General features: G+C 64.9%; 16 protein-coding genes, 1 tRNA gene and 1 pseudogene. 1 reads left to right on the forward strand and 17 read right to left on the reverse strand.

The annotated features are described in order from the left end of the window. Positions 1-630: 630 nt before the first annotated feature. From KIH73_RS07965 to KIH73_RS07995, 7 genes are all read right to left on the reverse strand, one after another. Complete coding sequence (locus KIH73_RS07965) at positions 631-1698, reverse strand: class C sortase (RefSeq protein ID WP_338023982.1); 1068 nt, start codon at positions 1696-1698, stop codon at positions 631-633. A 312-nt stretch (positions 1699-2010) separates the two neighbouring features. Beyond that, on the reverse strand, positions 2011-2727 hold the full coding sequence (locus tag KIH73_RS07970) for a hypothetical protein (RefSeq protein ID WP_219082322.1): 717 nt from the start codon (positions 2725-2727) through the stop codon (positions 2011-2013). Positions 2728-3092: 365 nt separating this feature from the next. Continuing rightward, entirely contained in the window at positions 3093-4718 is a 1626-nt protein-coding gene (locus KIH73_RS07975; protein WP_219082324.1) for an isopeptide-forming domain-containing fimbrial protein, read from the reverse strand. A 218-nt stretch (positions 4719-4936) separates the two neighbouring features. Next, positions 4937-8320, reverse strand: coding sequence for a DUF7604 domain-containing protein (locus KIH73_RS07980; protein ID WP_219082326.1), 3384 nt, complete (start codon positions 8318-8320; stop codon positions 4937-4939). A 357-nt stretch (positions 8321-8677) separates the two neighbouring features. Then, a complete protein-coding gene (locus KIH73_RS07985; protein WP_338023983.1) occupies positions 8678-9838 on the reverse strand; it encodes a glutamate--tRNA ligase family protein in 1161 nt (386 codons plus the stop codon). A 92-nt stretch (positions 9839-9930) separates the two neighbouring features. Further along, entirely contained in the window at positions 9931-11070 is a 1140-nt protein-coding gene (locus KIH73_RS07990; RefSeq protein ID WP_236022668.1) for a DUF3152 domain-containing protein, read from the reverse strand. A 145-nt stretch (positions 11071-11215) separates the two neighbouring features. Next, the gene (locus KIH73_RS07995) at positions 11216-11947 is read right to left on the reverse strand and encodes an MIP/aquaporin family protein (RefSeq protein ID WP_219082331.1); all 732 of its coding nucleotides are present in this window, start codon (positions 11945-11947) and stop codon (positions 11216-11218) included. 334 nt (positions 11948-12281) lie between these two features. Between KIH73_RS07995 and KIH73_RS08000 the strand changes: the two genes are divergently transcribed. After that, positions 12282-12355: transfer RNA gene (locus KIH73_RS08000), tRNA-Lys, on the forward strand. 1029 nt (positions 12356-13384) lie between these two features. On the opposite strand, the gene KIH73_RS08005 is transcribed toward KIH73_RS08000, so the two are convergent. The 10 genes and pseudogenes from KIH73_RS08005 to KIH73_RS08050 form a co-directional block, all read right to left on the reverse strand. Beyond that, positions 13385-14047, reverse strand: a complete 663-nt coding sequence (locus KIH73_RS08005; protein ID WP_219082333.1) for an SOS response-associated peptidase — start codon at positions 14045-14047, stop codon at positions 13385-13387. A 174-nt stretch (positions 14048-14221) separates the two neighbouring features. Then, complete coding sequence (gene rplI / locus KIH73_RS08010) at positions 14222-14668, reverse strand: 50S ribosomal protein L9 (RefSeq protein WP_219082335.1); 447 nt, start codon at positions 14666-14668, stop codon at positions 14222-14224. A 20-nt stretch (positions 14669-14688) separates the two neighbouring features. Further along, a complete protein-coding gene (rpsR, locus tag KIH73_RS08015) occupies positions 14689-14937 on the reverse strand; it encodes a 30S ribosomal protein S18 (RefSeq protein WP_003810112.1) in 249 nt (82 codons plus the stop codon). A gap of 69 nt (positions 14938-15006) precedes the next feature. Further along, positions 15007-15642, reverse strand: a complete 636-nt coding sequence (locus KIH73_RS08020) for a single-stranded DNA-binding protein (protein WP_219082337.1) — start codon at positions 15640-15642, stop codon at positions 15007-15009. A 47-nt stretch (positions 15643-15689) separates the two neighbouring features. Further along, a complete protein-coding gene (gene rpsF, locus KIH73_RS08025) occupies positions 15690-15986 on the reverse strand; it encodes a 30S ribosomal protein S6 (protein ID WP_219082339.1) in 297 nt (98 codons plus the stop codon). 749 nt (positions 15987-16735) lie between these two features. After that, positions 16736-17641, reverse strand: a complete 906-nt coding sequence (locus KIH73_RS10945) for a hypothetical protein (RefSeq protein WP_236022671.1) — start codon at positions 17639-17641, stop codon at positions 16736-16738. Between the two features lie 147 nt (positions 17642-17788). Continuing rightward, positions 17789-17863 (reverse strand): annotated as a pseudogene (locus tag KIH73_RS10950) (zinc ribbon domain-containing protein); the annotation flags it as partial. 66 nt (positions 17864-17929) lie between these two features. Continuing rightward, positions 17930-18577, reverse strand: coding sequence for a zinc ribbon domain-containing protein (locus KIH73_RS08040; protein WP_219082341.1), 648 nt, complete (start codon positions 18575-18577; stop codon positions 17930-17932). Positions 18578-18598: 21 nt separating this feature from the next. Then, positions 18599-19072, reverse strand: coding sequence for a hypothetical protein (locus tag KIH73_RS08045; protein ID WP_219082343.1), 474 nt, complete (start codon positions 19070-19072; stop codon positions 18599-18601). A gap of 1 nt (position 19073) precedes the next feature. Then, positions 19074-20953, reverse strand: a 1880-nt coding sequence (locus tag KIH73_RS08050) for a hypothetical protein (RefSeq protein WP_219082345.1), incomplete at its 5' end; no start/stop codon positions are given.

Here is a 20953-nt window from a genome sequence, read left to right on the forward strand (position 1 = left end):
CGCCGCCCTCATACCAACCGCTCGTGGCAACAAGCATAAACGACCACTCTGAGGACCCCGACACACCTACTGCCATCACGCCCCCGCATGTGCCGGACTGCGTCGACAACCGAAGGACGGGCGGCCGTGAGGCGCAATGGAGAGCGTCATACCCCCTTCGACCACGGTTCTGCGCCCGGCGAGGACCGCCGGATCCGAAGGCGAATCGGAATCACGCAGCAACGCGGCGAAAACCCCTCCCGCCACACGGCCCGGTCCCGCGAGCGGGCACGCCCGGTGGGCCAACGCCGCGCCGAACGCGGCAACGCCACGCGCACCACCTGACTCAATGGCCTGCATGCCCAGCTCCTTTCCGCGCGGGGCAGATGCCCCGCGTAGTACGATCAGAACCGGGGCGGCGGCGATGCGAAGGGATAGAAAAAGCGCCGCCCGCCGCCACCGGCCCTGACCGATGGAAGCCATGCTAAAGAGGTCGGCGGAGCCGAGCCACCCCCGAGAATTCGCCCTATCCCCCGACATATGGGGTGCAGCCGACGGCGGCGAGACAATCCCGCGGTTCCATAATCCGGAAATCATCCCCCGACATTGCGGCAGCGCCGGCGGTTCGGAAGGACACGCCGGCGCCCGGCGTCACCAGTGGCGCGGCCAGGTCGTGCCGTGGCGCATGATCTTCCACGGCGAGCGCCGCCACCACGAGACCAGCAGCCAGCCGACCGCCAGCGTCGCGCCGGCCGCGATGATCGCCGCTGTGCGCGCGTCGCCGGGCGCGTCGTCCAGGTAGGGGGCCGGGTCGGGCATCGTGGCGCGCACGCCGGAAACCAGCAGCCGGTGCGTGTTCACGCCGTACGGGGTGCAGGTCATCAGCGTGACGCGGTCCTCGCCGGGCACGATCTTGAGCTGCGAGGTGTCGGTCGGCTCGATCACGGTGATGCGGTCGACGGTGTAGGCGAGCGTCTCGCCCATGACCTCGATGTAGAAGATGTCGCCGACCTCCATCTCGTCGAGTCGGGTGAACATCATCGCCTCGACCAGGCCGCGGTGGCCGGTGATCACCGAATGGGTGCTCTCGCCGCCGACCGGCAGCGACGAGCCGTACAGGTGGCCGGCGCCCGAGGCGAGCGCGCTTTCCGAGGTGCCGTGGTAGATCGGCAGCTCGATGGAGACCTTCGGCACGCGGATCGTGCCCATGACGCCGCCGCCCGCGTCGAGCAGCGACTGGTACTCCTCGTCGTTGGCGGAGGCGGAGTCCTCGCCGGAGGCGTGCGAGCCGCCGGAGTCGCTGGAGAACGGGTCGCTGGCCTCGCCCAGAATCGGCTGGCCGGACTGCGCGAGCCGCTCGTTGTAGGCGCGGGCCGCGGCGAGCGCGTTCTCGGCCTCCGGGTAGGGCCAGCCGGCGACCGTCTGGGCGGCGACGTTGGAGGTCTCGGCCAGGCGCTGGCTGGACTGGTATTGCAGGGCCAGCGGGTAGCCGATCACGCATGCGGCGAGCACGAGCAGCAGGATGGAGATGATGCGTAGCGTCCACATGCTGCGGCGGAGCTTGCGGTAGCGCTGCCGCAGGTCGGTGACGTCGACGAGCTCGTCGAAGGGTTCGGGGACGAAGTCGGTGCCGGCGAAGCCCGCGGTTGCGGTTGCCGTTGCCGTTGCTGTTGCCGCGGTGGACGTGGGTGATGCGGGTGATGCCGATGCCGACGTCACCGCCGGCGCTGCCGAAGCCGCGGCAGCTATCCCCCCGTCGGCGGCGGCGTTTTCCGATAATCCTTGCGTAGTCTTCACGAATGCGGCGGACTCATGGCCGCTGCTGTGCCTGCCGCGGGCGCGGCGCACGGGCCTGCCGGCCTCGGGGGCGTCCCCGTCGGGGGCGACGTCCGCCACGTCCGCAAGGTCCATCGATTCCCGCTCGTCGCCAGCGGACCCCCTCGAGCGTTGTTTGCGCTTGCCGAACATACCACTTCCCTCCCCGGGCACGGATGCGACCCGACGCGTACCGCTCGCGGGCCGCGCATGTCGTCAGACCGCCTGCAGCGCGCGTTGGGCGCCGTCCGCGGCCGAATCGCCATCATGATATACCGGCGCGCACATACCCCCGATACCCCCGAGATGCCCCTCTATGGCCCGGATGCGGTCCTCCAGTTCGCGGATGCGGTGCGCCTGCTGGGCGATGATCAGGTCGCGGGTGTCGTCGTCGACATGCAGCGTCGTCTCGCGGACGGCGGGGGCGGCGGAACCGGCGGACATGGCGGAGGCGGCGGGGATCGCGGGGACGGCGCCGCCGAGATCGTCGGTGTCGTCGATGTAGTAGCGGCGACGGCCGTCGCTGCTGCGGGCCTCGCGGCGCAGCGACGCCGGCGGCACCCAGCGGCGGTCGGGGTCGACCACGAAGCGGGACTGAGGCGGCTTGGCGACGGCCGCAGGGCTGGTGGCGGCGTCCGACGAGGCGGCTGCGTTGGTGTCGGCATCGGCATCGAGGTCGACGGTCTGCTTCCAGCGGGCGATGCAGCGTTCGATGCGCTTGTAGCCGATCAGCGAGGAGTCGAGGCCGGCCTTGCGGAAGACCTCGGCCGGGGATTCGCCGGCCTGGTAGCGGCGGATGCAGTCGCGCTTGAAGTCCTCGGCATAGATGATGCGGCCGCTGCGCACGCGTTCGACCGCGGGCAGCGATTCGAGGTATTCGACCTCGCGGATGCTGAATGCGCCGCCGCCGAACGACGACGATTTCTGTGGCATATGCGCTCCTTACCTGTGGTATGCGTGACGGCACAATGTGTGGGTGCGCGGAAGGGGTGATGATGGATGGTGGCGGATGGTGGGATTGGAGAAGCTGAAGGGGCGGCAACAGTTGATGTCGTGGCGGGATTGCGGCTTGATGTTGGTCTCGCGCCGATTGCGTATGAGGACCGCAGGGTGGTCGCCGGGGATTGCGCATGGACCAACAGCGGTGGACGCATTGCCGCCGAGCCACCGATGGCCGAGATGCGCGGAATGGTCGGCATCCTCCCGAAGGAGGGTGCCGACCATTCTGGTCAGCCGGTCACGGGGTCAGCCCCGGACCGCTGTGGCGTGCGATGCACCGGTTCTCGGACCGCCCGCACTCAGGCGCGCATGGCGTTGCGCACGCCGCGCGACTTCATGTACACGGTCACGCCCGCGCCCGCAATCAGCAGGCCGAGGACGATGAACATGGTGATGCCCGCGGCACCGGTCAGAGGCAGCTGGGTGATGTTGCGGATGTTCAGCACCTCAACAACCGCGTCCTTATCCTCATTGGTGGCGAAACCCCAGGAGTCGGGCGTGCTGATTTCGACCTTGCCGTCGCTCGTGATGTGCACGGTGAAAACAGTGTCGGTCATGATGTACTCGCTATGCGGGTTCGTTTTCTCCGTAACCTGATAATAGCCCTCACCAAGGCCTTCGAGGGTGATGTAACCTTCGTCATCCGTCGTTACGACGGTCGACTCGTCCTCGACCGCGTCAACATCGTAGACCTTCATATAGGCGCCATCATCCTGCTTCACGAAATTAATCGCACTGCCAGTTGCGGTACCTTCCTTATTCGCGGGCTTAATCTCGAACGTGACGTTGTTCAGCGGCTTGTTATCCTTGTTGGTTTTGTGGATGCCGAATCCGTAGAGGTCCTTGGTCACCGTCTCGGACACCGAATCACCGTAGTTATCAAGGCTGTTAACCAGTCCGGTTACGGTATCGGCGCTCGCCTGATCATTGACCACGGCCTGGTAGATCACGGTAATCTTCTTGCCTGCATAATCGGACGGATTATTGATCATGATTTCGAACGAAACATCATCACCGCCCATCACGTCGCTCTCCGGAACCGTCACGGCACCGTCAACTTCAGTAATGTCGTCCTTATCAGCATACACATGAATCGAGTCCGCCAACACGGTCAGACCCGTCCCCGGACGGTCCACAAACTTATAGGTCGACGGCGCCGGGCTGGTAATCGAACCCGTCAGCGTATAGCCAATGGTGTCACCGATCGAATGGACGGCATCAACGTCTGCGTTCTTGGTCTGATCCTCGGTAGCGAAGTTCTTCACATCGATGCTCGGCTCTTCGGTCACGGAAGTGAGCTTGTTCCCGTCCGTCTTGCCGCTCGACACGATCATCGGAACCGCCTGGGTGACCGCACCATCGGACGAGCTGTCAAAGAACACGTACACACCAGGCTCCAGATCCACGGTGATGGTCGCCGGGTCGCCGGTTGTGTTCTTGTTGAACACAACGTCTCTCACGGGCCTCAGAGCGTCTTCGTCAAGATTGTCGGCGAACACGCGCACGGCGCTGTCGGCCACGCCGCCCACATAGCCCCAACTCGTATCGTCGGCGCCGAGAATCGCACCGGTCTGAGACTGGGCCCACGCCAACGGATCGAGGCCTCCCGGGCCATCCGGAACATATGTATTCTCAGCCTCCGCGGTAGCCGCCACAAGCGCAGCCTCCACAGCGGTTTCATTGGTCGTGGTAGTCTCAAGAGCCCACATATCACCGTACTCGACAAAATCACCGATCTTGTAAGCAGTCAGATTCGCGTGATTCAGACGATCGGCAGAACCGGTGAACGTGAACGTCACCGTCGGCGTAGTGACAACATCACCATTCGCGGCGTTGGCGGTGCCTGAGAGGGCGGCCATGCCGGTCACGGCCATGGCCGCGGCGGCGACAACCCCAAGGGCCCGCTTGAACATGCCCTTCATCATTTGTCTTTTCTCCTTAACCCCCACCCCGTAAAAGGGCGGGACACTTAATTGGAAAATGGGTTTTCAGTTATCTCCGTCTCCCCTCAAACACCCCCACCCATCCGGGAAGACGGAAGATGAGCGGGAAATCTCAATAATTCGGTAAGGGGACAGGGGCCGGCCGGGACAGGCCGGCCCCGGGACCAGGCGGCATAGGCCGCCCGGCCAAGCAATTCAGATCAGACTCGCCTACGACGCGCCAGCAGCCACGCGACACCGGCCAACAGCAGCACACATCCACCGGCGAGCACGATGGTTCGCGCGGTCGTGTCACCACCGGTCAACGGGAGCGAGGACACCGGGACGATATTGGTCCACGTCAGATACTCCGCAACATCCTCATCGGTCGCGGTAGATCCGATAGCAATGAGGTGCCACATAGTTCCCTGGTTCTCCTCCGTCAGCACCGGCACGGGAACAGTATCGTTGTCCGCGCGGTGCACCCATCGGCCAGTCACCTTGAGGACATGGGACCCCTCAGACTCGTAACCGACCTGATAGCAGACGTACAGCACCGATTCGTCATACACGACAGCGGAACCTGCAGGCGTCTCCTCCTCAGAAACCGCCACGTAATACGTGCCGGGCTTATCGAATTCAATCTCACCGAAATCGAACTCGCCGCCAGCCGTTTCCCCGTCGTCCAACTGGCCATCGCCATTGCCGTCACCATTTATGACACTATGATCGACTGGCAGAGTCAAACCAGTGTCAGCTCCAGAATCAGCCCCGGTCAAGAAGCCATTGTCATCCGCCACCATTTCAACGATGTTGAAGTGATACTTGCCGAGTTCAGGCGCACCGCCATCGGACATCGCCTTATGCAGACCCAGGTGATCATCAGTGCCATACTCCGCAGGAATGTCCGGCACATCCGCCACCCGAATGACCGGCTTCGGGAAGTTCTCGGAACCGGACTCACCGTTGGCGGTGTAGGTCACCTTGGCATTCTCGTTGTCGTTCGACCAGAAGCCCGTCTCACCCCTGTCGGCGTGAGTACCGGTACCCGTATTCGGCGTCTGCTTCGCGACATCGGAATTCATACCAGCATTAATGGCCGCCTGGCTCGGGGTGATTACCGTGCTGATGGAATAGCGGTAACCGGGAGCGAGCTCGTAGGAGGTGCCATCCAGGCCCGACAGCGAGGCAGTAATCGTCTTCGTATCCTCGTCATAGCTCGGTGTAATCGTGAAGTTGGTTTGCTTCTCCGCGCCGCCCTCGGTCGTCGCCGTGGTCGTGAACTGCGCTGACTCGTCGCTTGTCACCGTTTGGACGTCTCCGACCTGCGCATAGCTGCCATCCGCGTTTTGTTTTTCGAGCTTCACCGAGAACATCACCTGGCCGTCTTCGCCAGCAACGATGTCCGCGTAGTCGCTCAACGGGTCGCTCATGACCACGTCCTCCGCCGCGAAGAAGGTGATGCTCGCGGTGATATCGCCGAACGCACCGCTCAAATCCTCGTCATCGGCCGAGTAGACATTATCGTCGCCCGCATACGTGGCATCCACGGCATTGGCAAGCTGCTTCAGATTCGCCGTACCCTTTTTATCAACATAGCCACCAGGCACCCATGGCCAATCACCATCTTGCCACTCCTGGCCGAAGTCATCTCCCATGCCGATCGCATAGAAGTAATCACAATTCATGCTGCTGATTTCGTTCACAGCTGCGGCAATGTTTTTCCCATCGTTATCATTGCTGCCATTACCGTTCGCTGAATACCTGTTTTCAGTACCATTGGTGACGTCCACGCCGCGGTACGTGGGGATACCATCTGAAATGAATATCACGAAGGTCGTGGCGTTCTCCTTGCGGCTATTGTCACGATTCGCAAGCATCTCCTTGCCAGTATAAATAGCCTGCTGATAGTTGGTTCCGCCTTCGAAGTCTAAATCTTTAATGTACCGAAGAGTATTGGAGCCGCTGCTGGTCCACCCATATGAATCAGTACCATAATCATGGTAGCCGTTACCGTAATGCTCGGTAGATCCGGCAAATGCCACGACGCCATACCGCGCGTCGATGCTGTCCTTGTACCGGTCGCTCTGCAACGTGGAGATTAGAGTATCAACAGCTTTGTCAACCGCATTCTGCCGGCTTGGAGTCATGCTGCCGGAACGGTCCACGATGAATAGAACGTCAATGGCCGCCTTCTGCGTCGACGAACCACGATCACCAGAAACCGACAGAGTCAAATCATAGTCACCATTGTCACGAAGCACGGCAGTCTTACCCGTCGTCACCGTCACATCTGTCGAGCTGGGAGTGTCAGGATCCTCCGTGCCGGTTTCTTCAACTTGGCATACAAAGTAGATGTCAACCTTTTGAGCCTGCCCAGTCCGGTATGTCAGGGGCTGCCCCACCTGTTCATTATCGTTAAAGAACGTAAGCGTACGCGTCACGCTCTCGGTATTCCAACGTCCCCACCCGTAAATGTTTTGCCACACATATGTCCCACTGATTGTGGCCGTCATGCTGGTTACTTCGGGGCCTTCGATACTGCCATAATGAATGCTGGAACCAGTGCACCCTTCAACCAAATCGCACCCATCCCGATAGGCCGTAAGGTCAGAAGATTTATCATCAGACATAGAAACACGCTGCCCGTTGTAGCCGTCGTAGTTCGGCTTACTCGGCAGTGACGGGAATTGAAGGTCTACGTCCTCCTGTTGAACGTTCACATCTTCGCCGTTCTGGTCAACATAGTGCATGGTCACGTTGAAATATTCAGTGCCGCCATATTGACCATATTGGCGCCATGTGATGGTGAAGCTGGAGAAGGAGTCGACGGTGAATTCGGCCGACACCGTCGCATCATCAGCATCAGCGTCGGCGGTCTCGTCGGCGCTCAGGGCGGCGACGCCGTCCACGCTCACCGTGCCGTCGGACTGGTCGCCCGCGTCGGCGACCATGTCCACCGACTCCACGGCACCATCCGCATCCTCCGCCAGGTGACGCACCGCGATCGACGAGGCATCCACATCACCGCCCAGCACGCTTTGGGTCGTGTCGAACCGCACCGACACCGGTTCGGACGGCTCCACCTCGTTGCCGTCCGTGTCCTCGAAGCGCACGTCCACGGTCAGCAGACCGTCATACTCCACGCCCGCACCAGCCAGCGCGGAGGACACCGCATCCGCATCCGCGACCGCGCCCGCGACCAACGCCACACCATCCGGCAGCGCGCCGGACGGCACCGTCACCTCGACACCCAACGAACCGGCCTCATCCCCCTGACCAACCGGCACATCCACCGCATACAGCACACTGCCATCATCCTGCGCCACCGCATCGGCAGAACGCACATCATCATCCGACGACGGCTCCACCACATCCGCAACCGACACCGCATCATCCGACGCGTCCGCGCCGTTCTGCGTATCCTGTTCCGCGGTCTGCGCGGTCGTCGGCGTCTGCGCGTCGTCAGCGGTCAGTTCGCTGGCGACCGCGGTGCCGGCGGCGACCGACGTGCCCAGCATCGCCAGGGCCGCCACGGCGGCGACCAGCCGGGAACGGATACCCCCCCCCCATGCCTTCTTCATGTCATGCTTCATTCCGCGCATAACCGTTCTCCTTGTTGAGTCTCTGTCTCCAGAAACGTGGCCTTCTCTGCACTCGTCGTATTCACCCGTTTCTGGGTATCAAGTGACCCAATACAGCCACTCTGAGCAGAGACACTAGGAGAACGAACCACCCAACACACACCCCCATTTCAACCCCCATACCCCCGATTAATTTCACAAAACCGCAGAAAACAACTATTATTCCCCCGTTATATACCCCCCTTCATACATTAACCCTGTGAGTACCCCTATCGCGGCCGCATCGCAGCGCCGCACACGCCGCATATGCCGGCATGCACGCAGCCCCGCACCCATGCCGCGCCCAACGGCGCCACACGGCGTCGCGTGCGCCGGGAATCAGGCGAACAGCCCCTCCACGTCCACCACGCGATCGGCATGGTCGCCCGCCAGACCATCCCACGAGAACCCCGGCACCAGCTCGGCCGGCGTCACCGGACGCGGCTCGTCGATCACGCGCAGCAGCCACGCGCAGTAGCCGACGACCTCGCGCGGGTCCACCCCGCGATCCCGCAGCGTCCCCAGATCCAGCGAGTTCAGCCGCTTGGCCATGCGCCGCCCGTCCGCCGCGTCGATCAGCGGCAGGTGCGCGAACTGCGGAGTCCGCATAGCCACGCACGCCGCGACCCACCGCCGGATCCACAGCTGGATCGCGGTCGAACGCAGCAGGTCGCGCCCGCGCACCACCTGCGTCACCCCCATGAGCAAGTCATCCACGCTCGCCGCCAGCTGGTAGGCGAACAGCCCGTCCGACCGGCGCACCACCACATCGCCGAGCTGCCGCGCCAGGTCGAAGCGCTGCGGCCCGAACACGCGGTCCGCGAACGTCACGACCCGCGCCGACTCCGGCGCATCAGGCCCCGGCACGGCGATCCGCCACGAATGCCGGTCGCCGCGCTCCAGCCGCGCCGCGCGTTCCGACTCCCCCAGCCGCTGGCACGTCCCCGGATACACCAGGAATCCGTCGCCCTCGTTCGGCGCGGACGCGGCGCGGATGTCGGCGCGCGAGCAGAAGCACGGGTAGACCAGCGGCGTCGCGCTCCGCGGGTCCGCGCCACGCGGCATCGCACCCCGCAGCTCCGCATCCCGCGACGAACCGCCCCGCAACGCCGCATCCCGCGATACCCCAGCCCCCAACGCCGCATCCGACGGCAACGCATCCCGCAGCGCTCCGACCGCCAACGGCATATCCTGCGGCGTACCGCCCTGCAGCACGCCGCCATCCAGCGCCACGCTCCGCAGCCGGCGCAGCACGTCCTCATACAGGTCCAGCCGCCGCGACTGGTACACCGGTTCGCCGTCCCAGTCCAAACCGAGCCACGCCAGATCGTCCATGATCCAGCGGTCCGCATCGCGAACCACGCGCGGCGCGTCGATGTCCTCGATCCGCAGCAGCACCCGACCGCCGGCCGCCCGCGCGCCCAGCCAGGCCGCCAGCGCCGCGTACGCGTTGCCCAGGTGCATCCGGCCGGTCGGTGAGGGCGCAATGCGGCCCGTCACACCGCCCGCCGCACGCGACCGAACGGCAGACGCGCCCGACGCGGCAAAGGCCACGGCGTCGGCAGAACCAGCGGATGCGACGGCGTTCACGCTCATTCGCTCACCCACAGTTCGTCGTCCAGTGGCCACTCGTTCGGCACGCAGCCCTGCAGCCCCATCGACTGCTGCTGCATCAGCGGGGCCGGCTGCCCCTCGCCGCCGCAGACGGTCTCGTTGTCGAAATGGCCGAGACGGTGGCCCACCTCGTGGTTGACGACCATCACGCGGTACCGGTCGACCGTGCCGCCGGCCGCGAGCCACTCGTCGGTCGCCCCGTTCCAGCGGGTCACGTTGATGACGACGCTGTCGCCGACGCGGCAGCTGTACTCCTCGCTGCACTCCTCGGAGAACGTGGTCATCTGGTCGGGCGAGGCAAGAATCAGCGTCATGCCGCACACGCCGTCCGAGCCCGGCACGAACGTGGCGCCCGCGCGCGGCCAGCCCTGCGGGTCGTTGAGCGCGGTGTAGACGATGGTTTCGAAATCCGAGGCCTCGCCGACATCGCCCTGCGTGGCGATGCAGTACGTATATTCGATCTGCGGGTTGCCGCTCGCAGCGGCGGCGGACTGCGCCCGGGCGAGGATGTCGGCGCGCTCCGCGTCGGAAAGGGGCGTCACGGGTGTGGGGACGGACGGGTCGGCGGCATTCGCGTCGTCGCCGCTGTCGGTGCCGTCTCCGTCGGTACCGTCGCTGTCGCCGTCGCTACCGTCATCGCCGGTATCGGCGCCACCGACTCCGTCGGCGCTATCGCCGCCGCCGTTCGTTCCGGACGCGCCGGTCTGCGCCGCGACGCCGGCGTTCGCATTGCCGGACAGCGCGCGCACCCCGCACACCACGGCCACGACGAGCGCGACGACCGCAAGCGCGGCGACGGCAAGCACCACGATCCGACGCACCAGGAACACGCGACGGGCGCCGCCGGCGGGTTCGCCGGCCGAGGAGGCCCCGGAGGCCTGCGACTCGGCGCCGGGCCGCATGTCGGCGAGCAGACGGCCCCACGCAGCCCGCAGCGAGCGCGCCGCGGCTGATGCGGCCGCGGCAAGAATCGCGGCGATGCGGCGGGCGACGCGCTCCAGCACCGGCCGCGCACGGTCCGCGCACGCGCGCGCCGCCGTCAGCGCGTCGGACGCCGCCGAGCGCAACGCGGCGGCGATGCGCCCGACAACGTCATCCGGACACCGCGAATCCGCCATGTCACACCCCGCATCATTCCGCTGTCGTCTTGTTGTCTGCGAAGTCAAGTATAGATGTCGGGCCGCCGGCGACGCTTAAGAAAACATAAAGAAAGGGGCCTTCCGCTCCACGGGACGGAACGGAAGACCCCTTGCAGGCGGACGGTCAGGCGAACAGCGTGACGAACAGCCAGGCGCCGACGATCGCGCCCAGGATCGGGGCGACGACCGGGATCCAGGCCTCGCCCCAGCGCGACGAGCCCTTGTGCGGGATCGGCAGAATCTGGTGCAGCAGGCGCGGCATCAGGTCGCGGGCCGGGTTCAGGCCGGGGCCGGTCGGGCCGCCCATCGAGGTGACCAGGCCCCACACGATGAAGCCGACCACGATCGACGCGGCCGCCTGATTCGAGGCGCCCCACGGCAGGCTCAGGCAGCTCAGCGCGCCCAGCACCAGCATCAGGGTGCCGAAGAACTCGTTGACGAAGTAGTTGACGCGGGAGTTGTAGGCGTCGGTGGTGCTGAAGGTGCCGAAGATCGCCTCCGGCTCCTCAGTCTCGCGATAGTGCGGGTAGTACGTGACGTACACGATGAGCTGGCCGACGATGGCGCCGAGCAGCTGCGCGACGACGTACGGCAGCACCTCGCCCCACGGGAACAGGCCGTTGACGGCCTGCGCGATGGTCATGGCCGGGTTGATGTGCGCGCCGGAGACGCCGCCGAACATGAGCACCGGGAACATGACGCCGAAGCCGTAGCCCATGGCGATGGTCAGCCAGCCGGCGTGATGGCCCTTGGTGTTCTTCAGCTCCACGTTGGCCACGGCGCCGTTGCCGAACACCATGAGGATGGCGGTACCGATGAACTCGGCGGCAAGGCGCGTGATGAGAGGATAATCCATGAGAATTCCTTCTATCTCTCTTACTTGATGTTGTTGGTCGCGGTAGTGTCGCTCGGTGATTACCTTACAACCCGCGGTACCCGCGGCGTTCGCGGTGTCCGCGGCGGCGTGGGGCGACGGCGGCGGAAGGCGGCGAGGTCGTGATGGGGACGGCGAGGAAGTGGTGGGTGATGGCGCGAAGAACGGCACGAGGGGGAATGAAGGTGGCGGCCGGTCACGATGCGCGGCGATGCGGGCCGGGCAGGCGAACGGCCGGTTTCCAGCGCGACACGCCGTAGTTGCACGTCGGGAATTTCCGAGTATAGTAACTACTCGGCTCAAGGAATTGACCAACGCCCCTTTAGCTCAGTTGGTTAGAGCAGCTGACTCTTAATCAGCGTGTCCAGGGTTCGAGTCCCTGAGGGGGCACCGACAGAAACCCGGCTGGAAACAGCCGGGTTTTTCGTTGTTTATCGCGCCGCGCCGCAAACCGCGGGTTCCGCCGCCCGAATCGTGGGGTTAAGGATCGAAATGTTGGCATCATCTGGCGTGTCATGTGCGCTACGTGGTCGTCTTCTGTTCTGGCGTCGGTTCGGTAGCACTTGCGGCGGCACCTGTGCTACCAAACCGACACTAGGGAATCGCCCAGCGTCGGGTAAAACGCAGTCACCTCGTTGTTTATCAACCAAAACCGACGCCGACGGCCGCCACCGGGTCCGCAAACGAGCCGAGAGCCCCCCTTGACCGCCGGACGGGCGCCGGACGCATCCGCCATCGCGCGATTGCCGTCTGACCGCACAACGCCCAGTCACCCACTCAAGACCGCCGTCTGCCCCATAACTCGACTATGTGTAGCGGATTCCCGGGTCTGCAGACACCCAACTGGATTAGCTGAGGCAGCCGATCCCGGCGCCGCCGAGTATCAATGGCGCCATTCCGCGGGTGCTACTCCGGGTTGGGCGGTCAGAGTGCCTCACGTAGCGCAGATGGGTGTCTGCAGACCCGCAAATCCGCTACATCTAATGCAGATACATCGTTTCCCCGGCGGCCAATGCACGCATGCCTCGCACACACGCCGTCGCGGTCGAACGCACGCGCCGCACATCTGCTCCACCGCACGCACACGCCGCACGTTTGCCCCATCACCCATTCGCCCCACGCTGCACACTCGTTCCGCGCCGCGCACCCATCACGCCTGCACACATGTCGCACACGGGATGGTCGGCACCGCCACGTTCAACCAATCGCGCCACACCGCGCATACGCCAGGCACGTCGCGTATGTCTGGCAGACGCCACGCGCACCGGCCGACGCCTCCGCACAACAACGTGCCTCACACCCCGATGCGAGACAGAGTCGAGGCACAGGCAAGACACCAGCGCGCCCGCGCGCGACGCCGTAGCACATCAACGCGCCCGCGCCGCCCACGATCCGGACGGCGCCGCGTCTCGCGACGCCTCACAACAGCGGGGCCTGCACCATCCGGGGCTCGATCAGCCGCGGCCCATCGCCCCGCAACGGCGCGACCTCATGCTCGGCAAGGCGCCCCGACAGCTGCGCGCCACGCTTGCATGCGGCGCGCAGCAGCGTGTGCGGGTCGCCCGTCCACGTCAGCCATGGCGCCGCGTCCGCGGCGTCGAACAGCACCGGCATGCGATCATGCACACGGGCGCACATCCCGATGGCGTCGCGCGTGAGGATCGTCGCGGTGCGCCTTCCGCGCCAGACCGAGCACAATCCGGCCGCCAGCAGCGGGCCGCCGTCCCTGCCCTGGAACCAATGGGGCCGATGCGACGCGTCCCATTCGTAATACCCGAGCATCGGCACGAGGACGCGCCCGGAAACGGCGGCGTCGCGGAACGTCGGCTTGTCCGCGGCGGTTTCGATGCGCGCGTTGAAGGTCGGGTACGGCAGACGGTCGGTCGCCGACCACGAGGGCACGAGGTTCCATGTCGCGGTCGCGAGCCTGCGCGTGCCGTCGCCGTCCATGCCCAGCGTGGTGATCTCGGAGCCGGGCGCGATGTTCCACGAGGGCCGCGCCTCCCAGTCGTCGTCGCCCTCGGCGTCGAACATCAGCTCGAGCTGCTCGGCGTCCCACGGCATCGCGAATCGTCCGCACATGGCTCTGCTCCTTCGATTGTCGATCCGGCAACGCGAAAACCCCGCCGCGCTCCTGGAGGAACGCGACGGGGCTCCCGTATGTGCTTAAGCTCAGACCTTATTCAGCCTGATGGCATCGGCGCATGCGCACCGGCGCGCGTGCGCCGGACGCCATGCGACCGATGGGGACCGGTCCTACTCGGCCACGACCTTCACGGTGAAGGACGCGGTGATCTCCGGGTGCAGGGCCACGGTGGCGGGGAACTCGCCGGTGGTCTTGATGACCTCGACGGTGATCGCCTTCGGGTCGACGGCCGCGGTGGGGGCCATGGCCTTGGCGATGGCGTCGGCGGAGATGCCGCCGAACAGCTTGCCGGACTCGGACACCTTGGCGGCGATCTCGACGGTCGTGCCCTCGATGGCGGCCTTGGCGGCGACGGCATCCTCGCGGGTGGCGACGGCCTTGGCCAGGCGGGCGCGGCGCATCGACTCGATCTGGGCGGCGGCGCCCTTGGTCCACGCGAAGGCCATGCCCTGCGGGATCAGGTAGTTGCGCGCGTAGCCGGTCTTGACGGTGACGACGTCACCGGACTGGCCCAGGTTGGACACGGTCTGGGTGAGAATAACCTTGGTTTCAGCCATGATGAATCCTCCTATCCGGATCAGCGACCCGAGGTGGCGTACGGCAGCAGGGCCATCTCGCGGGCGTTCTTGATCGCCTTCGAGATCTCGCGCTGCTCCTGCACGGTGACACCGGTGATACGACGGGAACGGATCTTGCCGCGATCGGAGATGAACTTGCGCAGCAGCGCGACGTCCTTGTAATCGATCTCGGTGACCTTGGCGGCCTTCAGCGGGTTCGGCTTCTTCTTGAACGGCTTGACCGGCGGTTGCGGCCTCTTGCGTGACATCTGATGTTCTCCTTATGACTGGTTTGAATACGTTTCAAGCGCGGCATCGGCCGGCGATGCGCCGGCGGATCAGAACTCGGGCTCGTCGGCGTCCCCGCCGAAATCGCTGGTGGCGCCGAACGACGAGAACCCGGAGCCGGCACCGGAACCGGTGTCGCCCCACGGATCGACCGGAGCGGCGTTGTTCGCGGGAGCGGCGGATGCGCCGCCCTGGTAGCCCGCGCCGCCGGAGTACCCGGCACCGCCCTGGTAGCCGCCGTTGTTGCCGCCAAAGCCGCCATTGCCGCCGAATCCGCCGTTGTTGCCGGCGAATCCGCCGCGGTTGCCGCCCGAGAAGCCGGACGACTGGCGGGTGACCTGGGCGGTGGCGTAGCGCAGCGACGGGCCGATCTCGTCGACCGTCATCTCCACGACGGTACGCTGGGTGCCGTCGTTCGCCTGGTACGAGCGCTGGGACAGACGCCCCTGCGCGATCACGCGCATGCCCTTGGACAGGCTCGCCGCGCAATGCTCGGCAAGATCACGCCACGCCGAGCAGCGCATGAACAGGGCCTGCCCGTCCTCCCACTGCTGGGTCTGGCGGTTGAACGTGCGCGGGGTCGACGCGATCGTGAAGCTCGCGACGTTCGCGCCGCCGCCGGTGGTGCGCAGCTCGGGGTCCGCGGTGAGGTTGCCCACCACGGTGATGACCGTCTCGCCTGCCATGTTGTACCTTCTTACCTTGTACCGCAGCTTGATGCGTTATGAACGGCTTACTTGGCGTCCTTACGAAGGATCTTCGTACGGATCACGGACTCGTTGAGGTTGAGGACACGGTCGAGCTCGTTGCTCGTGGCCGGCTCGCAGGTGTAGTTCACGACGACGTAGTTGCCCTCGGTCTTACCGGCGATCTCATAGGCGAGCTTGCGGCGGCCCCAGTAATCGGTGCCGTCGATGGTGCCGCCTTCCTTGGTGACGAGCTCCAGATACTGCTCGGTCAGCTTCTTCAGACCGCGCTCATCCAGCTCAGGATCAGCAATGAACATCAGTTCGTACTTATGCGCAGACATCACCCACCTCCTTCGGACTATCGGCCGCGGACCTTCCGCGGCAGGAGTGTGCTTGCGTGCCGCCCGCGGATGCACCGCGGGCAACCCCAGTAGGTTAACCCGCGGGCTGGACGGCCCGGCGGCGCGTCGCGCCGGCCGCGAGGCGGCCGAAACCAATGCGGCGCCGCCGACGCCGCCGCGGTTGATGACGCCGTCCCGAACGCGACAGCACCACGACACGCCCGGGCCGGACACCGGCCGGATACCAACGAACGACCGGCCTGAGGCGGGACGCGTGCCGCCAAGTCTCGTTCGGGCGCCGGAGTCACGGCGATCACGAGAACGAACTCACACGCGTCCCGGGCCCCGTCCGCCGGAATATGAGACCTATTCCAGAACACCGACGCCCCCCCACACACAGATTCCCGACGACGGCGCGGTATAGACGCGTCTCGCGCACACGAGGAACGGCCCCCACGGGTTCCCGATGACTCTATCTTGACTAGCTGCGGTAGATTCGGGCCCTTGCGGACATCTATCTGCACTATGTGGGGCACCAGATCCGAAGCACCCGGAGTATCGACGGCGTCATTCCGCCGGTCATACTCCGGGTATGGCCGCCAAGCCGCCTCACATAACGCAGATAGATGTCTGCAGATGGCCGAATCCGCTACACCTAATGCAGATATCCCCCGACAGACCCCGATCGGCCCGTTCCGAACCGGCCGCAGGGCCGCGGGGCCGCGGGGCCGCGGGGCCGCGAACACGCCCTACTGCAGGTCGATGGCCAGGCAGTCGTCGGTCGTGTACCCGTTCGCGGAGCACCACGCGTTGGCGTCAGCCGCCGATCCGAACCCCTCGCCGGAGAGGATCACGTAATAATCGGTCGTGCCGTTCTTCTGGTAGGTCGGGTAGTCGCCCGACCACACCAGCAGCGCCTTCGGGTGCCGCGCCCGCTTCTCCAGGAACTGCGCGTAGATGTCGCCGTAGTCCCAGGTCTTGCCCTCGACCTGCATGCCGTACTTCTTGCTCGACAGCTGCGTGGTGTAGGTGGTGTAGAACCCGCCCGCGGCGGCGCGGTCGTGCTCGCGCTGCCACGACAGGGCGAACTGGGCGTTGCGCTCGATGTCCGCGTCCGGCACGTTCGCGCCGCCCAGCGCGCTCCCCGCACCGGCCGCCGGGGCGCCGTTCGCCGTTGCGCCGGTCTGCACGCCCACCTGCGCGGACGACGCGTCGATCTGATCGTACGGGCGCCAGTACTGCCCGATGCCGAACGCCAGCCGCGCCGTCGCCTCGCCGCCGTCGAACTCGATCGGCGCATCGGAGAAGTCGTAGACCGCGTCCGCGACGACGTTGCCACTATCGTCCTTGATTGTCACGCGCACGCCGCTCTCCTCGAACGGCAGGTCGCCGCAGTCGTCGGACGTCAGCGCGATGTCGGCGACCAGCGACGTGCCACTCAGGCCGACGGACTCCAGGCTGGCCGATAGCGCGACGGAGCATGACGTCGGGGCGTCCGCGGAAGCGTCGGTGTTCTCGGCATCGCCATCCGCAGCGTCGGCATCCGCCCCGGAAACGCCCTGGGACGTGCTCCGCCCGGCGGTGCCGGACGACGCGTCCCCGTCATCGCGGAACACGAACCACCATGCGCCGACGCCAATGGCCGCGACCAGCACGACGATGACCGAAACAAGCGCCGCAATGACCGTGTTGCCGTTTTTCGCCGCCTTGGCGACCGGCTTCGAACCGCTCGCCGGCCCGCCAGCCGGCAGAATCGGGGAAACCTGAGCGCCCGGGGCCGCAGTCGAGGGGCGCGGCGTACCGCACTCCGTGCAGAACCGCACATCCGAGTCAAACGCTTTGCCACACTTCGGGCAATATAAGGTTTCTCCCATCATGGTCCTTTCGTTTCCGGAATCGATGCGACCGCAGACGGACACGCGCCATCACGCAGTCGGAGGGCATCAATCCACCACATCTTCGTCCGCGATGCCGTATTCCATGATCGCAACCGTTGACGTCTCCCATTCGCCGGCGGACGCATTGCCCCACAGACCGTTGTGGTAAGTCACCGCGGCCACGGCACACAGCACGAACACCACGACAGCGACGGCGACGCCGATGAGAAACGTCCTCAGATCCTCCGCGGGAATGGGGGCGTTCGCTCCACCGGCGGTTTTCGACAGACCGGCGAAGCGCTTCCGATCCGCGCCGGACAGCGACGCCGGTCCTTCCGCCGCGCTGGCAATCGCGGCGCCCATCTTGTCCCCGACCTTCCCGGTGACCTTTCCCAAAATCCCGACGCCGTCCGCCGGCCGTACAGGCGCGGCCGGTTCCGGCGCGGCAGCCTTCGTGGACGGCACGGCATCCGGTCCCCTCCCAGCGGAGACGTCGTCGGAGGCGACGTCATTGGGGCCGACGGCCGGTCCGGCGCCGGATGTGACGGTGTTGGGGCCGACAGAACCCGGGAGGGCCACCCCGGAGGGGGCCGACGGCCGGTCCGGCGCCGGAGACGGCGCGGGACTCGTCGATGGCTTCTTTGCCGGCTTGCCGCAATGTCCGCAGAATTTCGCGTCATCCTTCAGTTTGCTGCCACAGTATCCGCAATACATGGGATGCACCCGCCTTTCCTCTCACATGTCCGAATGTCCGGCAAAGAACGCATACAATTCCTGGAATGACGGGGATAGCCGACACCCACGTTCCTGCAAGTAGGTCTCGTATGCCTGTCGTTGCCCGTCCGTCCAGGCCCCCTGCGTCAACAGGGCCTCCATCAATTCGCGCAGGGTCGCATCGAAGCGGCGGCGGTCAAGGAATCCCAGGTTTCCGCCCTCGTACTTCAACCCGTCCGTCGGCGGGAACGCCGACACAAGTTCGCGGCACCAAGGGGCTGACGGGTCGACGACGGCGTTCCCGGCGACGTCGTACACCGCATACGCGTACGACAGCAACGTGCCGTCAAGACGCCCCACGCGGACCAACGCCACCACGTACACGGCCCCGGCATGCCGGACCGCGAACATGTCCTGAACGGCGGAAGTGCAACCTTTCGCCGCGAATTCCCGGCTTTCGTAAATCGCCCGCGTCATCGAGTCGATAGTGTCCATGTCATGCGCTCCTTCTTCTTGCCGTCACGCAACCCTGGTTCGTGACGTTAATCGAACCCAAGCCGTTGTACGCGCGCTGCAGCGCGTCGCGCGGAATCATCCTGGTCGTGCCGTTCCCCGTGTCCGATACGATGAAATAAGTCAGGTCGCCCTGCGCATCATAAACGGCATTCGACACATTGACGTAATGGTCGGCCTGGAAGGTGCCGTGGCCGGATTGCATGTCCGCATAGGAGTCGATCATTCTCCGATATTCATCGTCCGACAGATACCTTCCCTCGTCCAGATCGTTGGAGAAGTCGAACCGTTGGGCGTCGTCATAGTTCCACAGCAGGTCGGAGCTGACCGCCAGAGTCATCCCTTCCCCCGTTTTCAACCGCTCACCCAATTCATCCAACGTCGGGACGTCGTTGCCGACGAACGCCGTCGAATCCAGACCATTGGCCTGATACATCTCCCGCACGTCGGATTCGACCGTGCCGCCCGACCGCGCATAATCGATGCTGCCGTCCGGCCCGTGCACGAATTCGCAGATCCCCGTGTTGCTGGCGTATTCGGCCAGCCGGTTCTCGCTGGTCACCTTTCTGCCATAGACATCGTTGATGCTTTTTGCGGTGGAGGCGATGCCGCAATCCTGGGACATGCCCAGTTCGTTGCGTCCCTGCATCCCCTCCATATGGGACATCCGTCCCATGGGATTGGGGTAGACCATGTATTCGTTCCCGGTCTCCATATCGCGTACCGTGGCGACGTCCCGAGACAAATCCTCGTCGATGACGGTCATCTGATTGCCGCCGTCGAGTGGCAGGTCACGAGGCAGCTCGTCGAGGGCGTCTAGGGGGGCCATCCGGCTGTTGTATTCCGTCAGCATCTGACTCGCCCGTTCGGGATTCAACTTCTCCAACTGCCGATACCCGTCTTCGGAGAGTTCCTCCAGCCTGGTGTCGTTGAGTACCTCGAACACGTCGGTACTCCCGGTGAACACCTCACCCGGGATGCGGCCATCGGCAAGGGCGTCCGACACCGGCATGTCGTCAATCTGCTCGCCGCCGTCCTCCAATGCCCCATCGCGTTCGGACAGGTTCTCCGCGTTGTCGTCCAGACGATGCCGGTCATCCGAATCCGGTATTTCGTCAATGCCGTCGATCTCGGCCCCGCCGGTCATGTCGGCCGTATCGGGCATATCGGCCGCCTCATCCGAATCGATGGAATCGAAAGGCGCGGGCGCATCGACCGGTTCCGTCGAATCGACCCGTTCCATCGATTCCACCGGATCGGCAACGTCATCCGCCAGCACGTCGCCATCAGGCATATCAACCGGGCTGTCAGGTTCGACCACGTCCATGGCCTCGGTAACATCCGTCGGCTCGTCCGTTCCCGCCGAATCCGCCGGCATGTCGAGGTTCGTCGTTTCATCGGAGACGTCATCGGGCGAATCGTCGAGGGGCTCCATCGGCATATCGGGAATGTCATCCGCCAGCGGGGGAACATCGCCTTCCGCTTCCTCATCCATCTCGTGGATGTCACCGGCATCATCGATTGCCGTGTCCTCATCCGGTGGCATGTCGGAGATCTCCCCCTCCGTCTCACCACGGTTCTCCGCAATCAACGCCTCATTCAGACGCTGCCACTCGGGATCACGCGAATACTCCGCATAATCCTCCCGACCATACCCATGCTCGAAGATATACGCCGTCATATCATCCAACGCACTGCTCTTCTCACCGGAAACCTCGACATCAAGCTGACCGCCATCATCCGGTGGCATGTCGGAGATCTCCCCCTCCGTCTCACCACGGTTCTCCGCAATCAACGCCTCATTCAGACGCTGCCACTCGGGATCACGCGAATACTCCGCATAATCCTCCCGACCATACCCAT

This window comes from Bifidobacterium phasiani, from assembly GCF_019331775.1.
Taxonomy (GTDB): domain Bacteria; phylum Actinomycetota; class Actinomycetes; order Actinomycetales; family Bifidobacteriaceae; genus Bifidobacterium; species Bifidobacterium phasiani.

Coding starts and splice junctions, on each gene's coding strand:
- KIH73_RS08020 (WP_219082337.1), bottom strand. CDS start 15,642: ATGGCAGGCGAGACGGTCATCACCGTGGTGGGCAACCTCACCGCGGAC.
- KIH73_RS08040 (WP_219082341.1), bottom strand. CDS start 18,577: ATGTATTGCGGATACTGTGGCAGCAAACTGAAGGATGACGCGAAATTC.
- KIH73_RS07990 (WP_236022668.1), bottom strand. CDS start 11,070: ATGGCGGATTCGCGGTGTCCGGATGACGTTGTCGGGCGCATCGCCGCC.
- KIH73_RS07995 (WP_219082331.1), bottom strand. CDS start 11,947: ATGGATTATCCTCTCATCACGCGCCTTGCCGCCGAGTTCATCGGTACC.
- KIH73_RS07970 (WP_219082322.1), bottom strand. CDS start 2,727: ATGCCACAGAAATCGTCGTCGTTCGGCGGCGGCGCATTCAGCATCCGC.
- KIH73_RS08045 (WP_219082343.1), bottom strand. CDS start 19,072: ATGGACACTATCGACTCGATGACGCGGGCGATTTACGAAAGCCGGGAA.
- KIH73_RS07975 (WP_219082324.1), bottom strand. CDS start 4,718: ATGATGAAGGGCATGTTCAAGCGGGCCCTTGGGGTTGTCGCCGCCGCG.
- rplI (WP_219082335.1), bottom strand. CDS start 14,668: ATGGCTGAAACCAAGGTTATTCTCACCCAGACCGTGTCCAACCTGGGC.
- KIH73_RS07980 (WP_219082326.1), bottom strand. CDS start 8,320: ATGCGCGGAATGAAGCATGACATGAAGAAGGCATGGGGGGGGGGTATC.
- rpsR (WP_003810112.1), bottom strand. CDS start 14,937: ATGTCACGCAAGAGGCCGCAACCGCCGGTCAAGCCGTTCAAGAAGAAG.
- KIH73_RS08005 (WP_219082333.1), bottom strand. CDS start 14,047: ATGTGCGGACGATTCGCGATGCCGTGGGACGCCGAGCAGCTCGAGCTG.
- rpsF (WP_219082339.1), bottom strand. CDS start 15,986: ATGTCTGCGCATAAGTACGAACTGATGTTCATTGCTGATCCTGAGCTG.